Annotated in this window: 15 protein-coding genes and 1 tRNA gene; 8 read left to right on the plus strand and 8 right to left on the minus strand. The window is 65.4% G+C overall.

What is annotated here, in order from left to right; translation table 11 throughout:
- The first annotated feature begins 35 nt into the window (after window positions 1-35).
- Window positions 36-128: transfer RNA gene (locus NOV72_RS32120), tRNA-Sec, on the plus strand.
- Window positions 129-250: 122 nt separating this feature from the next.
- A complete protein-coding gene (locus NOV72_RS00180; protein ID WP_106852575.1) occupies window positions 251-1,201 on the plus strand; it encodes a helix-turn-helix domain-containing protein in 951 nt (316 codons plus the stop codon).
- 7 nt (window positions 1,202-1,208) lie between these two features.
- On the opposite strand, the gene NOV72_RS00185 is transcribed toward NOV72_RS00180, so the two are convergent.
- Genes NOV72_RS00185 through NOV72_RS00205 form a run of 5 tightly spaced genes read right to left on the minus strand, consistent with a single transcriptional unit; the run spans window position 1,209 to window position 4,803 of the window.
- Window positions 1,209-1,718, minus strand: a complete 510-nt coding sequence (locus tag NOV72_RS00185) for a DoxX family protein (protein WP_245932834.1) — start codon at window positions 1,716-1,718, stop codon at window positions 1,209-1,211.
- The gene (locus NOV72_RS00190) at window positions 1,715-2,494 is read right to left on the minus strand and encodes an HvfC/BufC N-terminal domain-containing protein (protein WP_106852577.1); all 780 of its coding nucleotides are present in this window, start codon (window positions 2,492-2,494) and stop codon (window positions 1,715-1,717) included. The genes NOV72_RS00185 and NOV72_RS00190 overlap by 4 nt, the downstream gene beginning before the upstream one ends.
- A gap of 7 nt (window positions 2,495-2,501) precedes the next feature.
- On the minus strand, window positions 2,502-3,479 hold the full coding sequence (locus NOV72_RS00195) for a hypothetical protein (RefSeq protein ID WP_106852578.1): 978 nt from the start codon (window positions 3,477-3,479) through the stop codon (window positions 2,502-2,504).
- A 19-nt stretch (window positions 3,480-3,498) separates the two neighbouring features.
- Complete coding sequence (bufB, locus tag NOV72_RS00200) at window positions 3,499-4,458, minus strand: MNIO family bufferin maturase (protein ID WP_106852579.1); 960 nt, start codon at window positions 4,456-4,458, stop codon at window positions 3,499-3,501.
- Window positions 4,459-4,470: 12 nt separating this feature from the next.
- Window positions 4,471-4,803, minus strand: coding sequence for a BufA1 family periplasmic bufferin-type metallophore (locus NOV72_RS00205; RefSeq protein WP_106852580.1), 333 nt, complete (start codon window positions 4,801-4,803; stop codon window positions 4,471-4,473).
- 328 nt (window positions 4,804-5,131) lie between these two features.
- Between NOV72_RS00205 and NOV72_RS00210 the strand changes: the two genes are divergently transcribed.
- Genes NOV72_RS00210 through NOV72_RS00225 form a run of 4 tightly spaced genes read left to right on the plus strand, consistent with a single transcriptional unit; the run spans window position 5,132 to window position 9,991 of the window.
- A complete protein-coding gene (locus tag NOV72_RS00210) occupies window positions 5,132-5,404 on the plus strand; it encodes a YtcA family lipoprotein (RefSeq protein WP_106852581.1) in 273 nt (90 codons plus the stop codon).
- 19 nt (window positions 5,405-5,423) lie between these two features.
- The gene (mdtN, locus tag NOV72_RS00215; RefSeq protein WP_106852582.1) at window positions 5,424-6,476 is read left to right on the plus strand and encodes a multidrug transporter subunit MdtN; all 1,053 of its coding nucleotides are present in this window, start codon (window positions 5,424-5,426) and stop codon (window positions 6,474-6,476) included.
- Between the two features lie 9 nt (window positions 6,477-6,485).
- The gene (locus NOV72_RS00220; protein WP_245932836.1) at window positions 6,486-8,522 is read left to right on the plus strand and encodes an FUSC family protein; all 2,037 of its coding nucleotides are present in this window, start codon (window positions 6,486-6,488) and stop codon (window positions 8,520-8,522) included.
- Window positions 8,519-9,991 carry an MdtP family multidrug efflux transporter outer membrane subunit gene (locus tag NOV72_RS00225; protein ID WP_106852583.1) on the plus strand — a complete coding sequence of 491 codons (1,473 nt, stop codon included), beginning with the start codon at window positions 8,519-8,521 and terminating at the stop codon, window positions 9,989-9,991. The genes NOV72_RS00220 and NOV72_RS00225 overlap by 4 nt, the downstream gene beginning before the upstream one ends.
- 32 nt (window positions 9,992-10,023) lie before the next feature.
- Here the strand turns inward: NOV72_RS00225 and NOV72_RS00230 are convergent, their stop codons facing one another.
- Genes NOV72_RS00230 through NOV72_RS00240 form a run of 3 tightly spaced genes read right to left on the minus strand, consistent with a single transcriptional unit; the run spans window position 10,024 to window position 11,974 of the window.
- Window positions 10,024-10,767 (minus strand): SDR family NAD(P)-dependent oxidoreductase, encoded by a 744-nt coding sequence (locus NOV72_RS00230; protein WP_106852584.1) that lies wholly within the window; start codon window positions 10,765-10,767, stop codon window positions 10,024-10,026.
- 9 nt (window positions 10,768-10,776) lie between these two features.
- Window positions 10,777-11,175 (minus strand): DUF427 domain-containing protein, encoded by a 399-nt coding sequence (locus NOV72_RS00235; RefSeq protein ID WP_106852585.1) that lies wholly within the window; start codon window positions 11,173-11,175, stop codon window positions 10,777-10,779.
- Window positions 11,176-11,227: 52 nt separating this feature from the next.
- Window positions 11,228-11,974 (minus strand): SDR family NAD(P)-dependent oxidoreductase, encoded by a 747-nt coding sequence (locus NOV72_RS00240; RefSeq protein WP_106852586.1) that lies wholly within the window; start codon window positions 11,972-11,974, stop codon window positions 11,228-11,230.
- 157 nt (window positions 11,975-12,131) lie between these two features.
- On the opposite strand from NOV72_RS00240, the gene NOV72_RS00245 reads away from it, so the two are divergent.
- Together NOV72_RS00245 and hfq are read left to right on the plus strand one after the other, a co-directional pair.
- Complete coding sequence (locus tag NOV72_RS00245) at window positions 12,132-13,016, plus strand: LysR family transcriptional regulator (RefSeq protein ID WP_106852587.1); 885 nt, start codon at window positions 12,132-12,134, stop codon at window positions 13,014-13,016.
- A gap of 269 nt (window positions 13,017-13,285) precedes the next feature.
- Entirely contained in the window at window positions 13,286-13,594 is a 309-nt protein-coding gene (gene hfq / locus NOV72_RS00250; protein WP_425428694.1) for an RNA chaperone Hfq, read from the plus strand.
- Window positions 13,595-13,597 lie beyond the last annotated feature (3 nt).

Here is a 13,597-nt window from a genome sequence, read left to right on the forward strand (position 1 = left end):
GGACGCCCGGACGGATTCGCGTCGAGGGTCGTGAAGGAAGGCATCCGTATCCGGTGGTGCGGCCGGGCTTCAAACCCGGTAGGGGGCGTCAGACGCTCTCTGGTCGGTTCGACTCCGGCTGCCTTCCGCCCGTTTTTGATTTCCCCATTCTTACGGGCGATTCGTCCTGCTGACGAATCGCCTTCTATTTTGTCCATTCGCGTGTTGTGAGACCATAACCGCCTCGACCCGGCTCTCCAGCGAGGCAATCATGACGACGCCAGCGCAGACCGAAAACGGCGGCGCACCGAAACTGGTTTCGATCGACGAAATCGTCGATATTCTCTCGCATCGTCCCACGGCATCGACGCGCGCGCGCGGATGGAGCGGCGTCACGGTGGACCTGTACCGGCCGCTCAAGGATTGCTCCGAACGCTACCCGGCGCTCGATCATCATCTGATCTGCTATTGCCCGTCCGGTCACGCGCGCCTGATTCAGGGGCGCGATGGCGCGGTTCACGAAGGCATCATCTCGACAGGCGTTTCGCTGTTGATGCCCGCGGGCTGCGACTCGCTATGGGAAGGCGACGCGGCCGCATCGGCGCGCCTGCGCATCCCGACCTCGCTCATCGCGTCCGCCGCCGACGAGATCGGACGCCGCAGCATCGCGCAGGTCGAGGTCCGCAACGTCTTCGAAACGCGCGATGCCGTCATCGCGGGCGTCGCGCAGATTCTGCTCGGCGAACTCGAACGCGAGCCGCATCCCGCGCAGGCGCTCATCGTCGATCATGCGTCGTGCGTGCTCGCGGCGCATCTGCTGCGCAGCTACAACGCGTTCGAGCCGGTACGCGCCCATGAGCCGCCTTCGCTCGGGAAAGCCGAACTCGCGCGGCTCAGCGCGTATATCGAGGACAATCTCGACCGCACGATCGGGCTGGCGGAACTCGCGGCCATCGCCAATGTGAGCCGGTTTCATTTTGCGCGGCTCTTCAAGCGCGCGACCGGCGTGACGGCGATCGGCTTCGTCGAGCAATGCCGCGTGCGCCGCGCGCAGACGCTCATCGCGGAAACCGGCATCGCGCTCGCCGAGATCGCGCTGATGACCGGCTTCGCCGATCAGAGCCACTTCACGCGGCGCTTTCACCGGCACGTCGGCTGCACGCCGGCGACTTACGCGCGCGAGCAGGGCCGGCGGCGCGCCCGCCGCCGAGGGCACGAATAAGCGGGCATCAGGCGAGGCCGCGTGCCGCGCCTTTGCGGCGTTGCAGCGCGATCAGCCGGTCGAGCGAAAGACCGCCCGGACCCAGCGCGAGAATGGCCACGGCGAGACTCAGCCAGTAAAGATGAAAATTCGCCCAGCCGTCCGGAAAGACGAGCTGGATGACGCACGTCATCAACAGCAGCGCGAGCGCGGCGAGACGCGTGGCGAGGCCCGCGAGAAGGAGAACCGGCAGCACGATTTCCGCGACGCCGACGACGAACGCAAGCACGTCGGGCGCAGGGAGCGCGATGACCGCGCCAAGCACGTGCAGCTTGAACTGGTTCTCGAAGAGATAGACCGTGCCCGCCGACAGCGACAGGAAACCGTCCCAGCGCGTCAGTCCCGAGCGCAGAAAGGGCAACGCGAGTGCAATGCGCAGCAGAGGCGGCGCGACGATCCGCGCGAGCGACGCGATCCCGTTCAGCATCTGCGCGAAGCGCCGCGCGCAACGATCGACGAGCGATTCGGCGGGGTTCATACGGTCCATCCGGCGATGGCGCCGCCATGCACGAGCATGGCGAGCGCCGGCGAAAGATCGAAGCGCGCGTCGGCGGACAGCGCGGACTCGAATGCCTCGGCGACGGCAATGCCCGCCGCCAGCGCCTCGACGAACGTGGCCGCGCCGACCGGCAGCACGCGCACATCGACATGCGCGTGCGGTCGCGCGATCAACGCATCTTCGCTTCGCGCATGAATGTCGATGAATCCGGGCGCGTTTTCATCGACATTCATTTGCCAGATCGCGACCAACGGAAACGGCGACCGCACGACGCGAACGGACGGATGCAGCGCGAGGCGGATCGAGGGAAGCTGCGCGGCGTCGATGCTTCGAAACGCGTCGGATTCGAGCGGCGTCGCGTCGGGCGCGTGGTACGCCTCGACCCACGCGCGCTCCAGCCGCGCGACATCGCGCAGATAGGGCAACGACATCGCCGGTTCGAACGTGCCGGCGAAATCGGCGAAGTCCGCGCCGTAGTCGAGCATGACAGGCGTTCGCGGCAGCGTCCGCGATGCGTAAATACGCGCCATTCCGGCGAAGAACGTTTCGCCGACGATGCGCCGCGTGACCGGATAGGCCGCCGCGAGCGCATCGCAAAGACCGGCGACGACATTGTTCCGGTACACGGCGAAACGACGCTCGCTCGTCGCGCCGTCCGGTCCGATCAGGCCCGAGGGAACGGGACGGCCAGGATCGAGGATCGCGTCGGCGAATGCGCGCTGGCGCGCGTCGAGCGCTCGGGGGGTGTATGACATGGACGGATCAGTGCCGGTGAGGGCGTTGCAGAACGTTGAGCCAAAGCCGGCGCAGACTGTCGACGCCGCCGGCGGTCGAACTCCAGAGCGTCGTGTCGCCGACGAGCAGCGTGCCCGCGAAGGTATCGGCGCGCGACTGGAGCAAGGCGTCGAAGCTGCGGTGCTCGCGTGCGAACGGATGCGGCGGCGCGCCGGGATCGATCTTCTGGCGAGCGAGCACGTCGAGTTGCTCCATCGCGCTTCCGAGACGTTCGAAGTGCGGCAAATGCGCATGCGCGTTGAACGTATCGACGCCGTGCAGCAACCCGAGCCGGTCCAGCGCCGGCGTGGCTTCGATCGCGCAGGGCGAACCGTCGGCCTCTAGCGCGGGACGCAGTCCGAAGCGGTTTTCCACGGGCAAGCCGAGACCATGCAGTAGCGATTTCGCATAGCCGCCGAAGCGCTGCTGCGGCGGAATCGTCTTGTCGCCGTGATGCACGAACTGTTCGAGCTGGCGTGCGGCGCGTTCGCCCTGCGGCGCATCGGCGACCTCGCCGATATCGTGATGCGGGCACACGAACGCAAGATGATCCGGCGCGGCGAGAAATCCGCGCAGGGCTTCCGTTTCCGCGCCGCTCGCAATCTGCGCGGTTCGCAGCGAGTCGAAGCTGATGACGACGAGCGTGTCGATATCGTCCAGCACGCCCGAGTCGAGCGTCGTCGCGCGGCCGTCGTCGCCGACGCGTTCGATCGTCTTCGCGGGCTCGCCGGTCTGCGTGTCCGCAAGCTCCAGAAACGCGGCGAAGTTGCGCTTCATGATGTGATCGAGAAAGCCGGCGACGCTTTGATCGAAGCGCGCCGGATCGGACAGTTCGTCGAAGCGCGGATAAGCCATGCGGCGGCTTTCGAAGAGCGTCGGGAACCGGTTCTCGATGACCCCGAGCGGCGCACCCGTCTCGCCGGGCCGGCTCCAGGCATAGTAGAAAAGCAGCTTGCGTCGCGCCATGTGCGTTCTCCTTCGCGTGTCAGACGGCCGTCGTCGCGGACGATTCCAGCGGATCGCGCGAGCCGGATGCAAGCGCCGACATGATCGCGTCCGCGCGCTCGGCCTGCGCCTTCAACGTCGGCCACGCGGGCACGCGAGCGTCCCATTCGATGAGCGCGGGCAGCGGGCCGGTTTGCGCGATCGCGTGAGCGAAGAGCTTCCAGACCGCTTCGCCGACGGCGCGGTCGTGCGTATCGATCAGGAGCGGGCGGCCGATTTCGTCGGCTTCGCGCGCATGACCGGCCAGATGAATCTGCTGCACGGCCGCGAGCGGAAAGGCGTGGATATACGCGAACGGATCTTCTGTCCGGTTCATCGACGAGACGAAGACATTGTTGATGTCGAGCAGCAGGCCGCAACCCGTTCGCCTCACGATTTCAGCGATGAAATCGGTTTCCGCGTACGTGCTCTCGGCGAAGGCGAGATACGTCGACGGATTTTCGAGCAGCATGCGCATGCCGAGCGTGCCCTGAATCTCGTCGATGTGAGCGCACACGCGATGCAGCGTCCGCATGGTGTAGGGCACGGGCAGCAGATCGTTGAGAAATCCCGCGTCGTGGCTCGACCACGCGAGGTGCTCGGAAAAGCACGCCGGCGCATAGCGCGCGATGAGCGTTTCGAGCCGCCGCAGATGCGCGCGATCGAGCGCGCCGTCGCTCCCGATCGACAGACCGACGCCGTGAAGCGACAACGGATAGCGCTCGCGCACCGCCGAAAGATAGCGATGCGGCGGACCGCCGGCGCCCATGTAGTTTTCCGCGTGAACTTCGAAAAAGCCGACATCGGGCCACGTCTCGATCACCGTGCGATAGTGCTCGGCCTTCAGGCCGACGCCGCTACGGCAAGGCAATGTGCCGAAGTGGGCGAAAAGGGACGGCTCGGGCAAGAGAAGCCTCCGTGAGCGAGAGGGAAGCGCCGGTCGCCGCAACGCCCGGCGCATCGGACGATGACCTCAGGCCTTCGGCGTCAGGCTGCCCGGACCTTTGGGCGTCGACATGGCCGTGCAACTGCCTTTGGGCACGAGCTTGAACGCATTGCCCTGATAGTCGGTCATGCTCGTGCCGGCGCACGTGGTTCCCGCGCCGGCGTAGCAGTCGTTCTGCCCTTTCAGCGCGGTTCCGAAGCACGGCTCGACCTTGCCGGACTTCACGAGCGCCGTGTGTTCCGCCTGAATCTTCTTCTGCGCGTCGGTGAATTCCTCCGCGCTGGCCGATGCCGCTGAAAGCGCCCCGAGCGCCGTTGCGAAAGCGCTGATCACGAGGACAGAGGATGTGCGATGGGACATGCGGAATCTCCGGCTGTTGAAGTATGGAATTAATGATCGTCGGGATGACGACGGAACGAGTCGTGTTCGCTCAATGCCGTCGAAGAGAAAATTAGCCGATGCGCCAAACGCGGGATTGAACGATATTGCTGCGGTTGTCACGCGATTGCTGCGATGGCGCGTACGGGCTAGAGGAAGTTCTCTGGCATTACGGAGCGTGCGTGCTTGAAATCGGGACCGATTCCATATAGCTTCATGGCGCTGCGTCATACAGACGGCTCGGTCTGAAATCGTGTATCAGACTGAAAGCCTCGATACCGATCATTCAGCGGCAGACCAGGGAGCGCTTATGCCACGCATCACAGGCGGAACTCGGAGGCTTGCTGTCGGCGTCGCTGCGCCGCTGTCGGGATGCTCGAACGCGCCGTCGATCAACGTGCTTGGCGCTTACTTCCCGGACTGGCTCTTTTGCATCGTCGCGAGCGTGGCGCTCGTCGTCGTGCTGCATCTGGTGCTTGCGCGTCTGAAGGTCGGCCAGACGCTGTGGCCTGCCGCCGTGATCTATCCGACGCTCGTCACGTTCTTCGCGCTTGCGGTGTGGCTGCTGGCTTTCCAATCCTGATTTCGCCCGGAAACTCACGATGACGACGACCGACAACAAGGCATCGAAGCGAAAATGGCCGGCGCTCGTGCTCGTCGTGGTGACGCTTCTGTTGTTGCTCTACGTGATCAGGCTTCTGGATCGCACGCCGCGAACGGACGATGCCTACGCCTACGCTGACACGATCGATGTCGTGCCGGAAGTCAGCGGACGGATCGTCGAGCTGGCGGTGCGCGACAATCAGGCCGTCAAGCAAGGCGATCTGCTGTTTCGCATCGATCCGCGTCCGTATCAGGACGCACTCGCGCGAGCCCGCGCATCGCTCGCCGCGCTCGACCGGCAGATCGAACTGACGCAGCGCACCGTCAACGCGCAGCAATACAACGCGGAGTCGGTGCGCGCGGCTGTGGGGCGTGCGAGCGCTGCCGCCACTCAGGCTTCCGACACGTTGCGTCGCATGGAGCCGCTGCAATCGCCGGGCTACGTGTCGGCGGAGGATATCGACCGGGCGCGCACCGCGCAGCGAGCGACGCAGGCCGAACTCAGCGCCGCGCGCCTCCAGGCGCAACAGGCCGCCGCCGCCGTCAGCGGTGTCGATGCGCTGGTCGCGCAACGTGCGGTCATCACGGCGGAGATTTCGAGCGCCGAGCTGAATCTCGAATACGCGACCGTGCGCGCGCCGTTCGACGGCCGCGTGGCGTCGTTGAAGACATCGACGGGACAGTTCGCCTCGGCGCTCAAGACGGTCTTCACGTTGATCGACACGCGTCATTGGTACGTGGTCGCGAATTTTCGCGAGACGGAACTCAAGGGCGTGCGTCCGGGCACGCCCGCCACCGTTTATCTCCTGAGCGATTCCGGCCGGAAATTCGAAGGCGCCGTCGATTCCATCAGTTTCGGCGTCGCGCCCGATGAAGGCGGGCTGGCGCTGCCCGGCACCCTGCCGCGCATTCAGCGCACGCTCAACTGGGTGCATGTGTCGCAGCGCTTTCCGGTGAAAATACGCGTCGATCATCCGGACGCCGAACTATTTCGTATCGGCACATCGGCGGTGGCTTCGCTGCATGCCGGTCGCGGCGACGATCAACGCTAAGGAGCGCCCGTGTCCCTTGCCGACTCCCCGCTCGTCAGGTTTCTCGAACGCGAGCTCGCGCCGTTTCCGGGGCGGCTCAACGTCATGCTGCGATGCCTTTTGACGAGCGCGATCGTGATCGTCGTTTCGCTCACGCTCGAAGTTCCGTCGCTGGCGCTGTCGCTGCTGGTGGTGTTCTATGTGACGCAATCGAACGTGGTGATCACGCGGCTCGTGGGCCTCATGTTCATCATCGGGTCGACGCTCGCCATCGGCTCGTCTATTTTGCTGCTGAAGTTCACCTTCGACTATCCGCTGCTGCGCATCGTCGCGGCGAGCGTGCTGTTCTTTTGCAGCGTGTATCTGATACGCGTGTTGCGCATCGGCGTGGTGTTCTTCATCGTCGCGGTCATCGTGATCTACGTGCAGAGTTTCGTCGATCAGACCGATCAGGCCGATCTGCTGATTCGCTCGGTGCTGTGGGTCTGGGTCGCCGTCAACTATCCGATCGCGCTGACCTTGCTCGTCAACGCGTTGCTGCTGCCCGCCGAACCGCGCGTGCAACTGGAGGCGGAGATGCATCGGCAACTGATGTCGATCGTCACGCGCCTTTCGCAACTCATCGAAGGCAACACCGCCGCGCCGATATCGATCGCGGAGGTCCAGCAGGGCGCGCTGACGCTGCAGCGCCTGCTGCGCTTCACGACCATGCGAGACGCGCGTTATCGCGAGCAGCAGGCGTTGCGGCTTGCCGGCATCGCGACGGTGTCGCGCCTCCTGCTCGGCGCGAGCCGTCTGCCGCTCGCGTTGCCCAGGCTGTCGGCGGCGCAACGATCGGCGCTGGACGAGTTGCGCGTCAACTGTGTCGCGCTGGACGATGCACTGGTCGCGCACGCGCCGTACCGCTACGTCGTCACGACGCCGGCGCACATCGAAACCGACGCGCCCGGCGCCGTGCCCGACATGCAGCGGGCGCTCCACGCATTCGCCGATCTCTCCTCCGCCGACGCAAAAGCAACCACGCCCCCCGCCGCCGAACCGATGCTCGCGCCGGACGCGTGGACCAATCCGGTGTACGCGCGCTTCGCGCTGAAGACGCTGCTCGCCGTTCTGCCGTGCTACGTCTTCTACAACGCGGCGGACTGGCAGGGCATCCACACCATCATGCTCACGTGCGTGATCGTCGCGCTGCCGAGTCTCGGCGCCTCGGCGCAACGCGCGTTGCTGCGCGTGGCCGGCGCGCTGTGCGGCAGCGCGCTCGCCTTGTTCATGGTGGTCTTCGTCGTGCCGCATCTGGACGACATCGTCGGGCTATTGCTGATGACCGTGCCGGTGCTCGCGCTGGGCGCGTGGATCGGCGCGGGGTCGGAGCGCATCGGCTACGCGGGTGTGCAGCTCGTCTTCACTTTTTCGCTGGCGCTGCTCGAACAATTCGGCCCGACGACGAACCTCACCGAGATCCGCGACCGCCTCGTGGGGATCCTGCTCGGCGTGGGCGTCGCCACTTTCGTGCAGATGGCCTTCTGGCGCGAAGGCGAGGGCGATGCGCTGCGGCAGAAACTCGCGTCGGTGCTGCGGGCCGTCGCGGCTTCGTTCAAGCGCCCCGGATCGCCCGCCGACGAAGCCGCGCCATCCGCGCAATGGCGCGCGTGGAACATGCTGGCCGATTGCGAGGCGACACTTTCGCGCGTCGCGCTCGAACCCAACTGGCAGGAAGGCGAACCCGCGCAACTGACGATGCGCGCGCAGACCGTGCTCGCGCAGACGCGGGAAATCATGCTCGCCGCGAACGCGCTCGACGATGCGCTCGCGGTGCGCGGCGCAGATCCCTTGCATACGGCGGATGCACTTCGCACATGGGCCGGCGATGCGCTCGCCCGCTATGCCGACGATCTCGCGGCCAGTCCGCCGGTTGCGCTCGCGCCGGCGCGCAGCGGACTGTCGATGGACGGCGACGCGGCGCTCGCGGCGTGCGCGCACAATCTCGAACGGCAGATCGAGGGCTTGCCGGACTGGCGCGGCGAGGCATCGGTTGCGGCGCCTGTTTCGCGGGCGGCGCAGGCATGAAAGCGATCGGCAAACGGCAAAAGCGAGTGTGCTGGATCGTCGCGTTGTGCTGCGCCTTGAGTAGCTGCGCGCTGATTCACGAGGACAGCGCACCGGCGAGCGCGATCGCGCCCGAGCAGATCAATCTCGCCGACGACATCCATCTCGCACGCGACGGCTGGCCCGCCGCCCGCTGGTGGACGCGCTACCACGACGCGCAGCTCGACGCGCTCATCGATCAGGCTTTGCGCGACGCACCCACGCTGACGATCGCGCGGACTCGCGTGGCGCAGGCGAAGTCGGACGTGGCGCTCGCCGCCGCGGGATCGAATCTGCAGGCGGTCGCTTTCGGCGTGGTGGATCGCGAGCACGTTTCCGCGAACGGCTTCATCGGCCCGTTCGCGATGAACGAGCCGGCGCTCGGATTCACGGGGCCGTGGTACACGGAAGGACTCGTCGGCGTGGGCGCGAGTCTCGATATCGACATCTGGGGCAAGCAGCGCGCGCAGACCGCCGCGTCCATCGGAGTGAATAACGCGCGGCTCGCGGAAGCGTCCGCCGTCGAACTCGAACTTTCGACCGACGTCGCCCAGCTTTACTACGGCATTCAGACGAGCTATCGGCTGCTCGAACTGCTGAATCAGTTGCAGCAAGTGACGGACTTCGCGGTGCAGGCGCATGACGCGCGCGCGATGCGCGGTCTCGAGCCGCGCACGCTCGTCGAAGATGCCCGCGCGCAGCAACTGGCCGTGCAGCGGCAAATCGTGTCCGCGCAGGATCAGATCAGGCAGTTTCGCGAATCGATGCGCGCGCTGATCGGCGCGGGTCCGGAAGGACTGCCGCCGATCGAACCCGTCGCGCTGCCCGAAGCCCAGCCCGCGCTGCCGTCGCCGCTTGCCTACGAACTGCTCGCGCGACGCCCCGATCTCCAGGCGTTGCGCTGGTATGTGCAGGCGTCGTTCGATCGTATCGATGCCGCGAAGGCGGCTTTCTATCCGAGCTTCGACATCAAGGCGTTCTTCGGCTACAACGCCTTGCACCTGTCGGACCTTTTCACGCACGCGAGCCAGCAGATCAACCTGATTCCCGGCCTGTATCTGCCGATCTTCGATGGCGGCCGGCTGAACGCGAACCTGTCCGGCGCGCGCGCGGGAAGCAATCTGCTGATCGAGCAGTACAACCAGGCCGTTCTCAACGCGGTGCGCGACGTCGCGCAAACGGGAAGCCGCTTGCAGGCGCTGGACGAGCAGATTCGACTGCAGCAGCGGCGGGTCGAATCGATCGCGTTCACGAGAGACAGCGCACAAGCGCACTATCAGCGCGGTCTGTCGAGCCGGCTGACGGCGCTCGACGCCCGCCAGCCCGTGATTTCGGAGCAGGTCGTGCTGCTCACGCTCAGCGGCCAGATACTCGGTCAGGAAATCGCGCTCATCAAGGCGCTCGGCGGCGGCTATCGTGCGGATCCGCCGGTCGAGTGGAAGCCGCGCTGAGGCGGCGCGGCCGGTTTCAAGGGACGCGCCCGTTACGCCGCTGTCCGGCCGCCGTTCACGCGCAGCACTTCGCCGGTCATGAAACTCGCCGATGCCACGTACACGATCGCCTCGGCGATTTCCTCCGGGGTGCCGGCGCGCTTCAGCGGGACGGTGTCGAGAAACGCGGCCTTGCGCTCCGCTGTCTGCGTGAGACGATCGAGCATCGGCGTTTGCACGGGGCCGGGCGCGACGGCGTTGACACGTACGCCAAAAGCGGCGGCCTCCAGCGCCGCGGATTTCGTCAGCCCTTCGACGGCATGTTTGCTCGCGACATAACGCGACGCGCCCGCCGCACCGCGCGCGCCCATCGTCGAGGATACGTTGACGATGCTGCCGCCGCGTTGCGACGACATCACGCGCAACTCATGCTTCATCGCGAGCAAGGTGCCGAGCACGTTCGCATCGAATACGGCGGCATAGCGCGCGGCCGTCAGTTCGACGACCGGCGCCGGCTCGCCTTCCGTGCCCGCCGCGTTCACGGCGATATCGAGCCGTCCGAAGCGCTCGACCGCATGATCGACGAGCGCCTGCACGTCCTCTTCGACGCGCACGTCGGCTTCGACGAACTCCGCGTCTGCGCCGAGCGAGCGCAGCGTATCGGCGAGCGCGTGGCCTTCTTCCGCGCGCCGGCCTGAAATCACGATGCGGGCGTTCGAGCGCGCAAAGGCGAGTGCGGTGGCGCGGCCGATGCCGCTCAACGCGCCGGTGACGAGTACCACGGTCTTGTCGTTCATGTTGCTTCCTCAGGCGCGTTCTTCGATCGAATCGACGCGATCGGGATAGAACGCGAGGCGATCGCGGATCGGCTCGACCGCCGCAAAGGGCGCTTCGTAAGTCCATACCGCATCGGCGACGCGCGCACCGCCCGTGCTTATCGAAAAGTACGCGGCATCGCCTTTGTACGGGCAGTAAGTCGCATGCGCCGTGCGTTCGAGCTGGCTCATGTCGACGTCCTTTCTCGGAATGTAGAACACGGGCGGATAGTGCGCTTCCCGCAGCGTCAGCGCATCGCGCGTATCGGCGACGATGCGCCCCGCGACCGTGACCACGACGCGCGACGCGTTGCGCTCGATCTCGATCGGATGATCGGGTCCGGGAATCTTCGCGGTTCGCGTCGTGTTCGTAACAGTGCTGGTGGACATGGTGAATTCCTTCAAGTGTTCGTCGATTAATGATTCGGATAACGTATGAATATCAAAGCCTGGATCCGCCGTCGACGCGCAGCGTATCGCCCGTGATCCAGCTCGCCTTGTCGGAAGCGAGAAACGTCACCGCGCCGGCGATATCGTCGGGCTGCGCAATGCGCTTCAGCGCCTGAAGGCTCAGCGTGTAATCGCGGCCTTCGTCGGTGCTCGCGAAGCTCGACATGTCGGTCTCGACGACGCCGGGCGCAACGGCGTTCACGCGCACGCCACGCTCGCCGAGCGCGGACGCGAAGTGCTTCACGAGCGTATCGACCGCGCCTTTCGTCGCGGCGTACGCGGCCAGTTTGCCGACCGACGCGCGCGCCGCCAGCGACGAAAGCAGCACGACGCTGCTGCCGTGGCTCAGTATCGGCAGCAGTTGCTGGACGAGAAAGAACGGTGCGCGCACGTTGACGGCGAAGAGGGCGTCGAAGTCTTCGACGGTCGTGTCTTCGATGCTCGCGGCTTTCGAAATGCCCGCGTTCGCGACCAGCACGTCCAGCCGTCCACCGACGACCGCGCGCACGTGACTGGCGAGCGTGCGGGGACCGTCGGCGCTGCGCAGATCGGCGGCGACCTTCTGCGCATGGCCGCCGCTCGCGATGATGTCGGCGACGGTCGCGTCGGCGGCCGCTTCGTTGCTGCTGTAGTGCACGAGCACGCGCGCACCGGCGCGGCCGAGCGCGATCGCGACGGCGCGGCCGATGCCGCGGGATGCGCCTGTCACGAGCGCGGTTTTTCCGGCGAGGTCATTCATGGCGGGACTCCTTGATTTGCCTTTCACGTATGGCTGAAGCGTTTTCTTCGACTGCTGACAAGCAATCTAGCCCTCGCTTGCGCAAAGAAAAAAGACTTTGTAGGCTGGCAGGCATGCCTCGAAAGCATGACCCGCGTACGCGCGAACAGGAGGAAGCATGGAGTTGCGCCATCTGCGCTATTTCGTTGCCGTCGCGGAAACGGGCAGCCTCACGGTCGCCGCCGAGCAGCGGCTGTTCACGTCGCAACCGTCGCTCAGCCGGCAGATCCGCGATCTCGAAGACGAAGTCCGCGCGGAACTGTTCAGCCGCAGTGCGCGCGGCGTCGAGCTGACGGCGTCCGGCAAGGCGTTTCTCGATCACGCACGGCTTGCGCTCGCGCAGGTCGATGCCGCCGTGGAGGCGGCGCGCCGCGCTGCGAGTCCCGCGAAGCAGGTCTTCGCGCTCGGCTTTCTGACGGGCCAGGAAATGACGTGGCTGCCGCGCGCCATGCGCGTGCTGTGCGACGCGTTGCCGAACATCGACGTCACGGTATCGAGCGGCTACTCGCCCGATCTCGCCGACGCCGTGGCGCGCGGCAAGCTCGATCTCGCGTTCGTGCGCAGGGAGCCGGGGCTGGACCTCGAATATCACGTGGTCTATCGCGAGAAACTCGTCGTGCTGATGCCGAGCGACCACAGACTGACGGCGAAACAGGCGATCAGCCTGTCGGACCTGCGGGGCGAGACGTTCGTCATGGCATCGAACAAGGCGCGCGTCTTGCACGACGTGATCGCGCAATATTTGCGGGAAAACGGCATCGAGCCGAAGTCGCAGCATGGCGTCGACAACCTCGCGATGGCCATGTCGCTCGTCGCATCGACGCGTGGCGTTTCGCTCATGCCCGAGTACGCGAACAATCTGCTGCCGTGGTCGGTGGTGAGCCGGCCGCTGGAAGGGGAAGCGCCTACCGTCGATCTCGCGATCGGTTACAGCCGGTCGAATGCGTCGCCGGTGTTGAAGATGTTCTTATCCAGAGCGGACGAACTGATTGCGGCCGGCTGAGCGCTTTCGAAAGGGGCGCGGCGCAAGCGAAAAGTACATATAGAATGGCTACTTACGAGAATAAAATTCCAGCGTGCCGGGAAACGGGCGTGTTTCGACGCATACGGTTCGTCTTTCCGTTACAACTGGGATTTCTTTTTCGGTGACGGCCGCGCCGGAAAGGCGATAATGGCTCATCGAGCAAATACATACTGAACAGGGACGCAGGCTCCGCTGACGGCGAACCTCGTCGGCCAAACGGTCCTTGTACGGTTCAACACGAGTCATCAATGTCCAACAGTCTTCCCGGTATTCAAGGCGATTTTCTGAACGCACTCAGGAAAGAGCGAAAACGCGTCGCGATCTTTCTGGTCAACGGCATCAAGCTGACCGGCCATATTCAGTCGTTCGATACCTACATGGTCTATCTCAACTCGACCAGCGGATCGCAGGTGCTCTTCAAACACGCGATATCGACGATCTGCGAAGATCACGGCCCGGCTAACCGGCCGAATTTCCACGATAAATCCGGCCCGCGCGACAACGGCACGCGTCCGGGCGCTGGCGGCAGACCGAATCGGCCCCGGGGACCGCAGTAAAGG

Source organism: Caballeronia novacaledonica, assembly GCF_900258035.1.
In the GTDB taxonomy this organism is placed as follows: domain Bacteria; phylum Pseudomonadota; class Gammaproteobacteria; order Burkholderiales; family Burkholderiaceae; genus Caballeronia; species Caballeronia novacaledonica.

Bases quoted from the DNA above. Each gene is read 5' to 3' on its own strand.
- NOV72_RS00205 (WP_106852580.1), bottom strand. From the start codon at position 4,803: ATGTCCCATCGCACATCCTCTGTCCTCGTGATCAGCGCTTTCGCAACG.
- NOV72_RS00185 (WP_245932834.1), bottom strand. From the start codon at position 1,718: ATGAACCCCGCCGAATCGCTCGTCGATCGTTGCGCGCGGCGCTTCGCG.
- NOV72_RS00195 (WP_106852578.1), bottom strand. From the start codon at position 3,479: ATGGCGCGACGCAAGCTGCTTTTCTACTATGCCTGGAGCCGGCCCGGC.
- NOV72_RS00230 (WP_106852584.1), bottom strand. From the start codon at position 10,767: ATGAACGACAAGACCGTGGTACTCGTCACCGGCGCGTTGAGCGGCATC.
- NOV72_RS00245 (WP_106852587.1), top strand. From the start codon at position 12,132: ATGGAGTTGCGCCATCTGCGCTATTTCGTTGCCGTCGCGGAAACGGGC.
- mdtN (WP_106852582.1), top strand. From the start codon at position 5,424: ATGACGACGACCGACAACAAGGCATCGAAGCGAAAATGGCCGGCGCTC.
- NOV72_RS00225 (WP_106852583.1), top strand. From the start codon at position 8,519: ATGAAAGCGATCGGCAAACGGCAAAAGCGAGTGTGCTGGATCGTCGCG.
- bufB (WP_106852579.1), bottom strand. From the start codon at position 4,458: ATGCGCCGGGCGTTGCGGCGACCGGCGCTTCCCTCTCGCTCACGGAGG.
- NOV72_RS00190 (WP_106852577.1), bottom strand. From the start codon at position 2,494: ATGTCATACACCCCCCGAGCGCTCGACGCGCGCCAGCGCGCATTCGCC.
- hfq (WP_425428694.1), top strand. From the start codon at position 13,286: ATGTCCAACAGTCTTCCCGGTATTCAAGGCGATTTTCTGAACGCACTC.
- NOV72_RS00210 (WP_106852581.1), top strand. From the start codon at position 5,132: ATGCCACGCATCACAGGCGGAACTCGGAGGCTTGCTGTCGGCGTCGCT.
- NOV72_RS00240 (WP_106852586.1), bottom strand. From the start codon at position 11,974: ATGAATGACCTCGCCGGAAAAACCGCGCTCGTGACAGGCGCATCCCGC.
- NOV72_RS00235 (WP_106852585.1), bottom strand. From the start codon at position 11,175: ATGTCCACCAGCACTGTTACGAACACGACGCGAACCGCGAAGATTCCC.
- NOV72_RS00180 (WP_106852575.1), top strand. From the start codon at position 251: ATGACGACGCCAGCGCAGACCGAAAACGGCGGCGCACCGAAACTGGTT.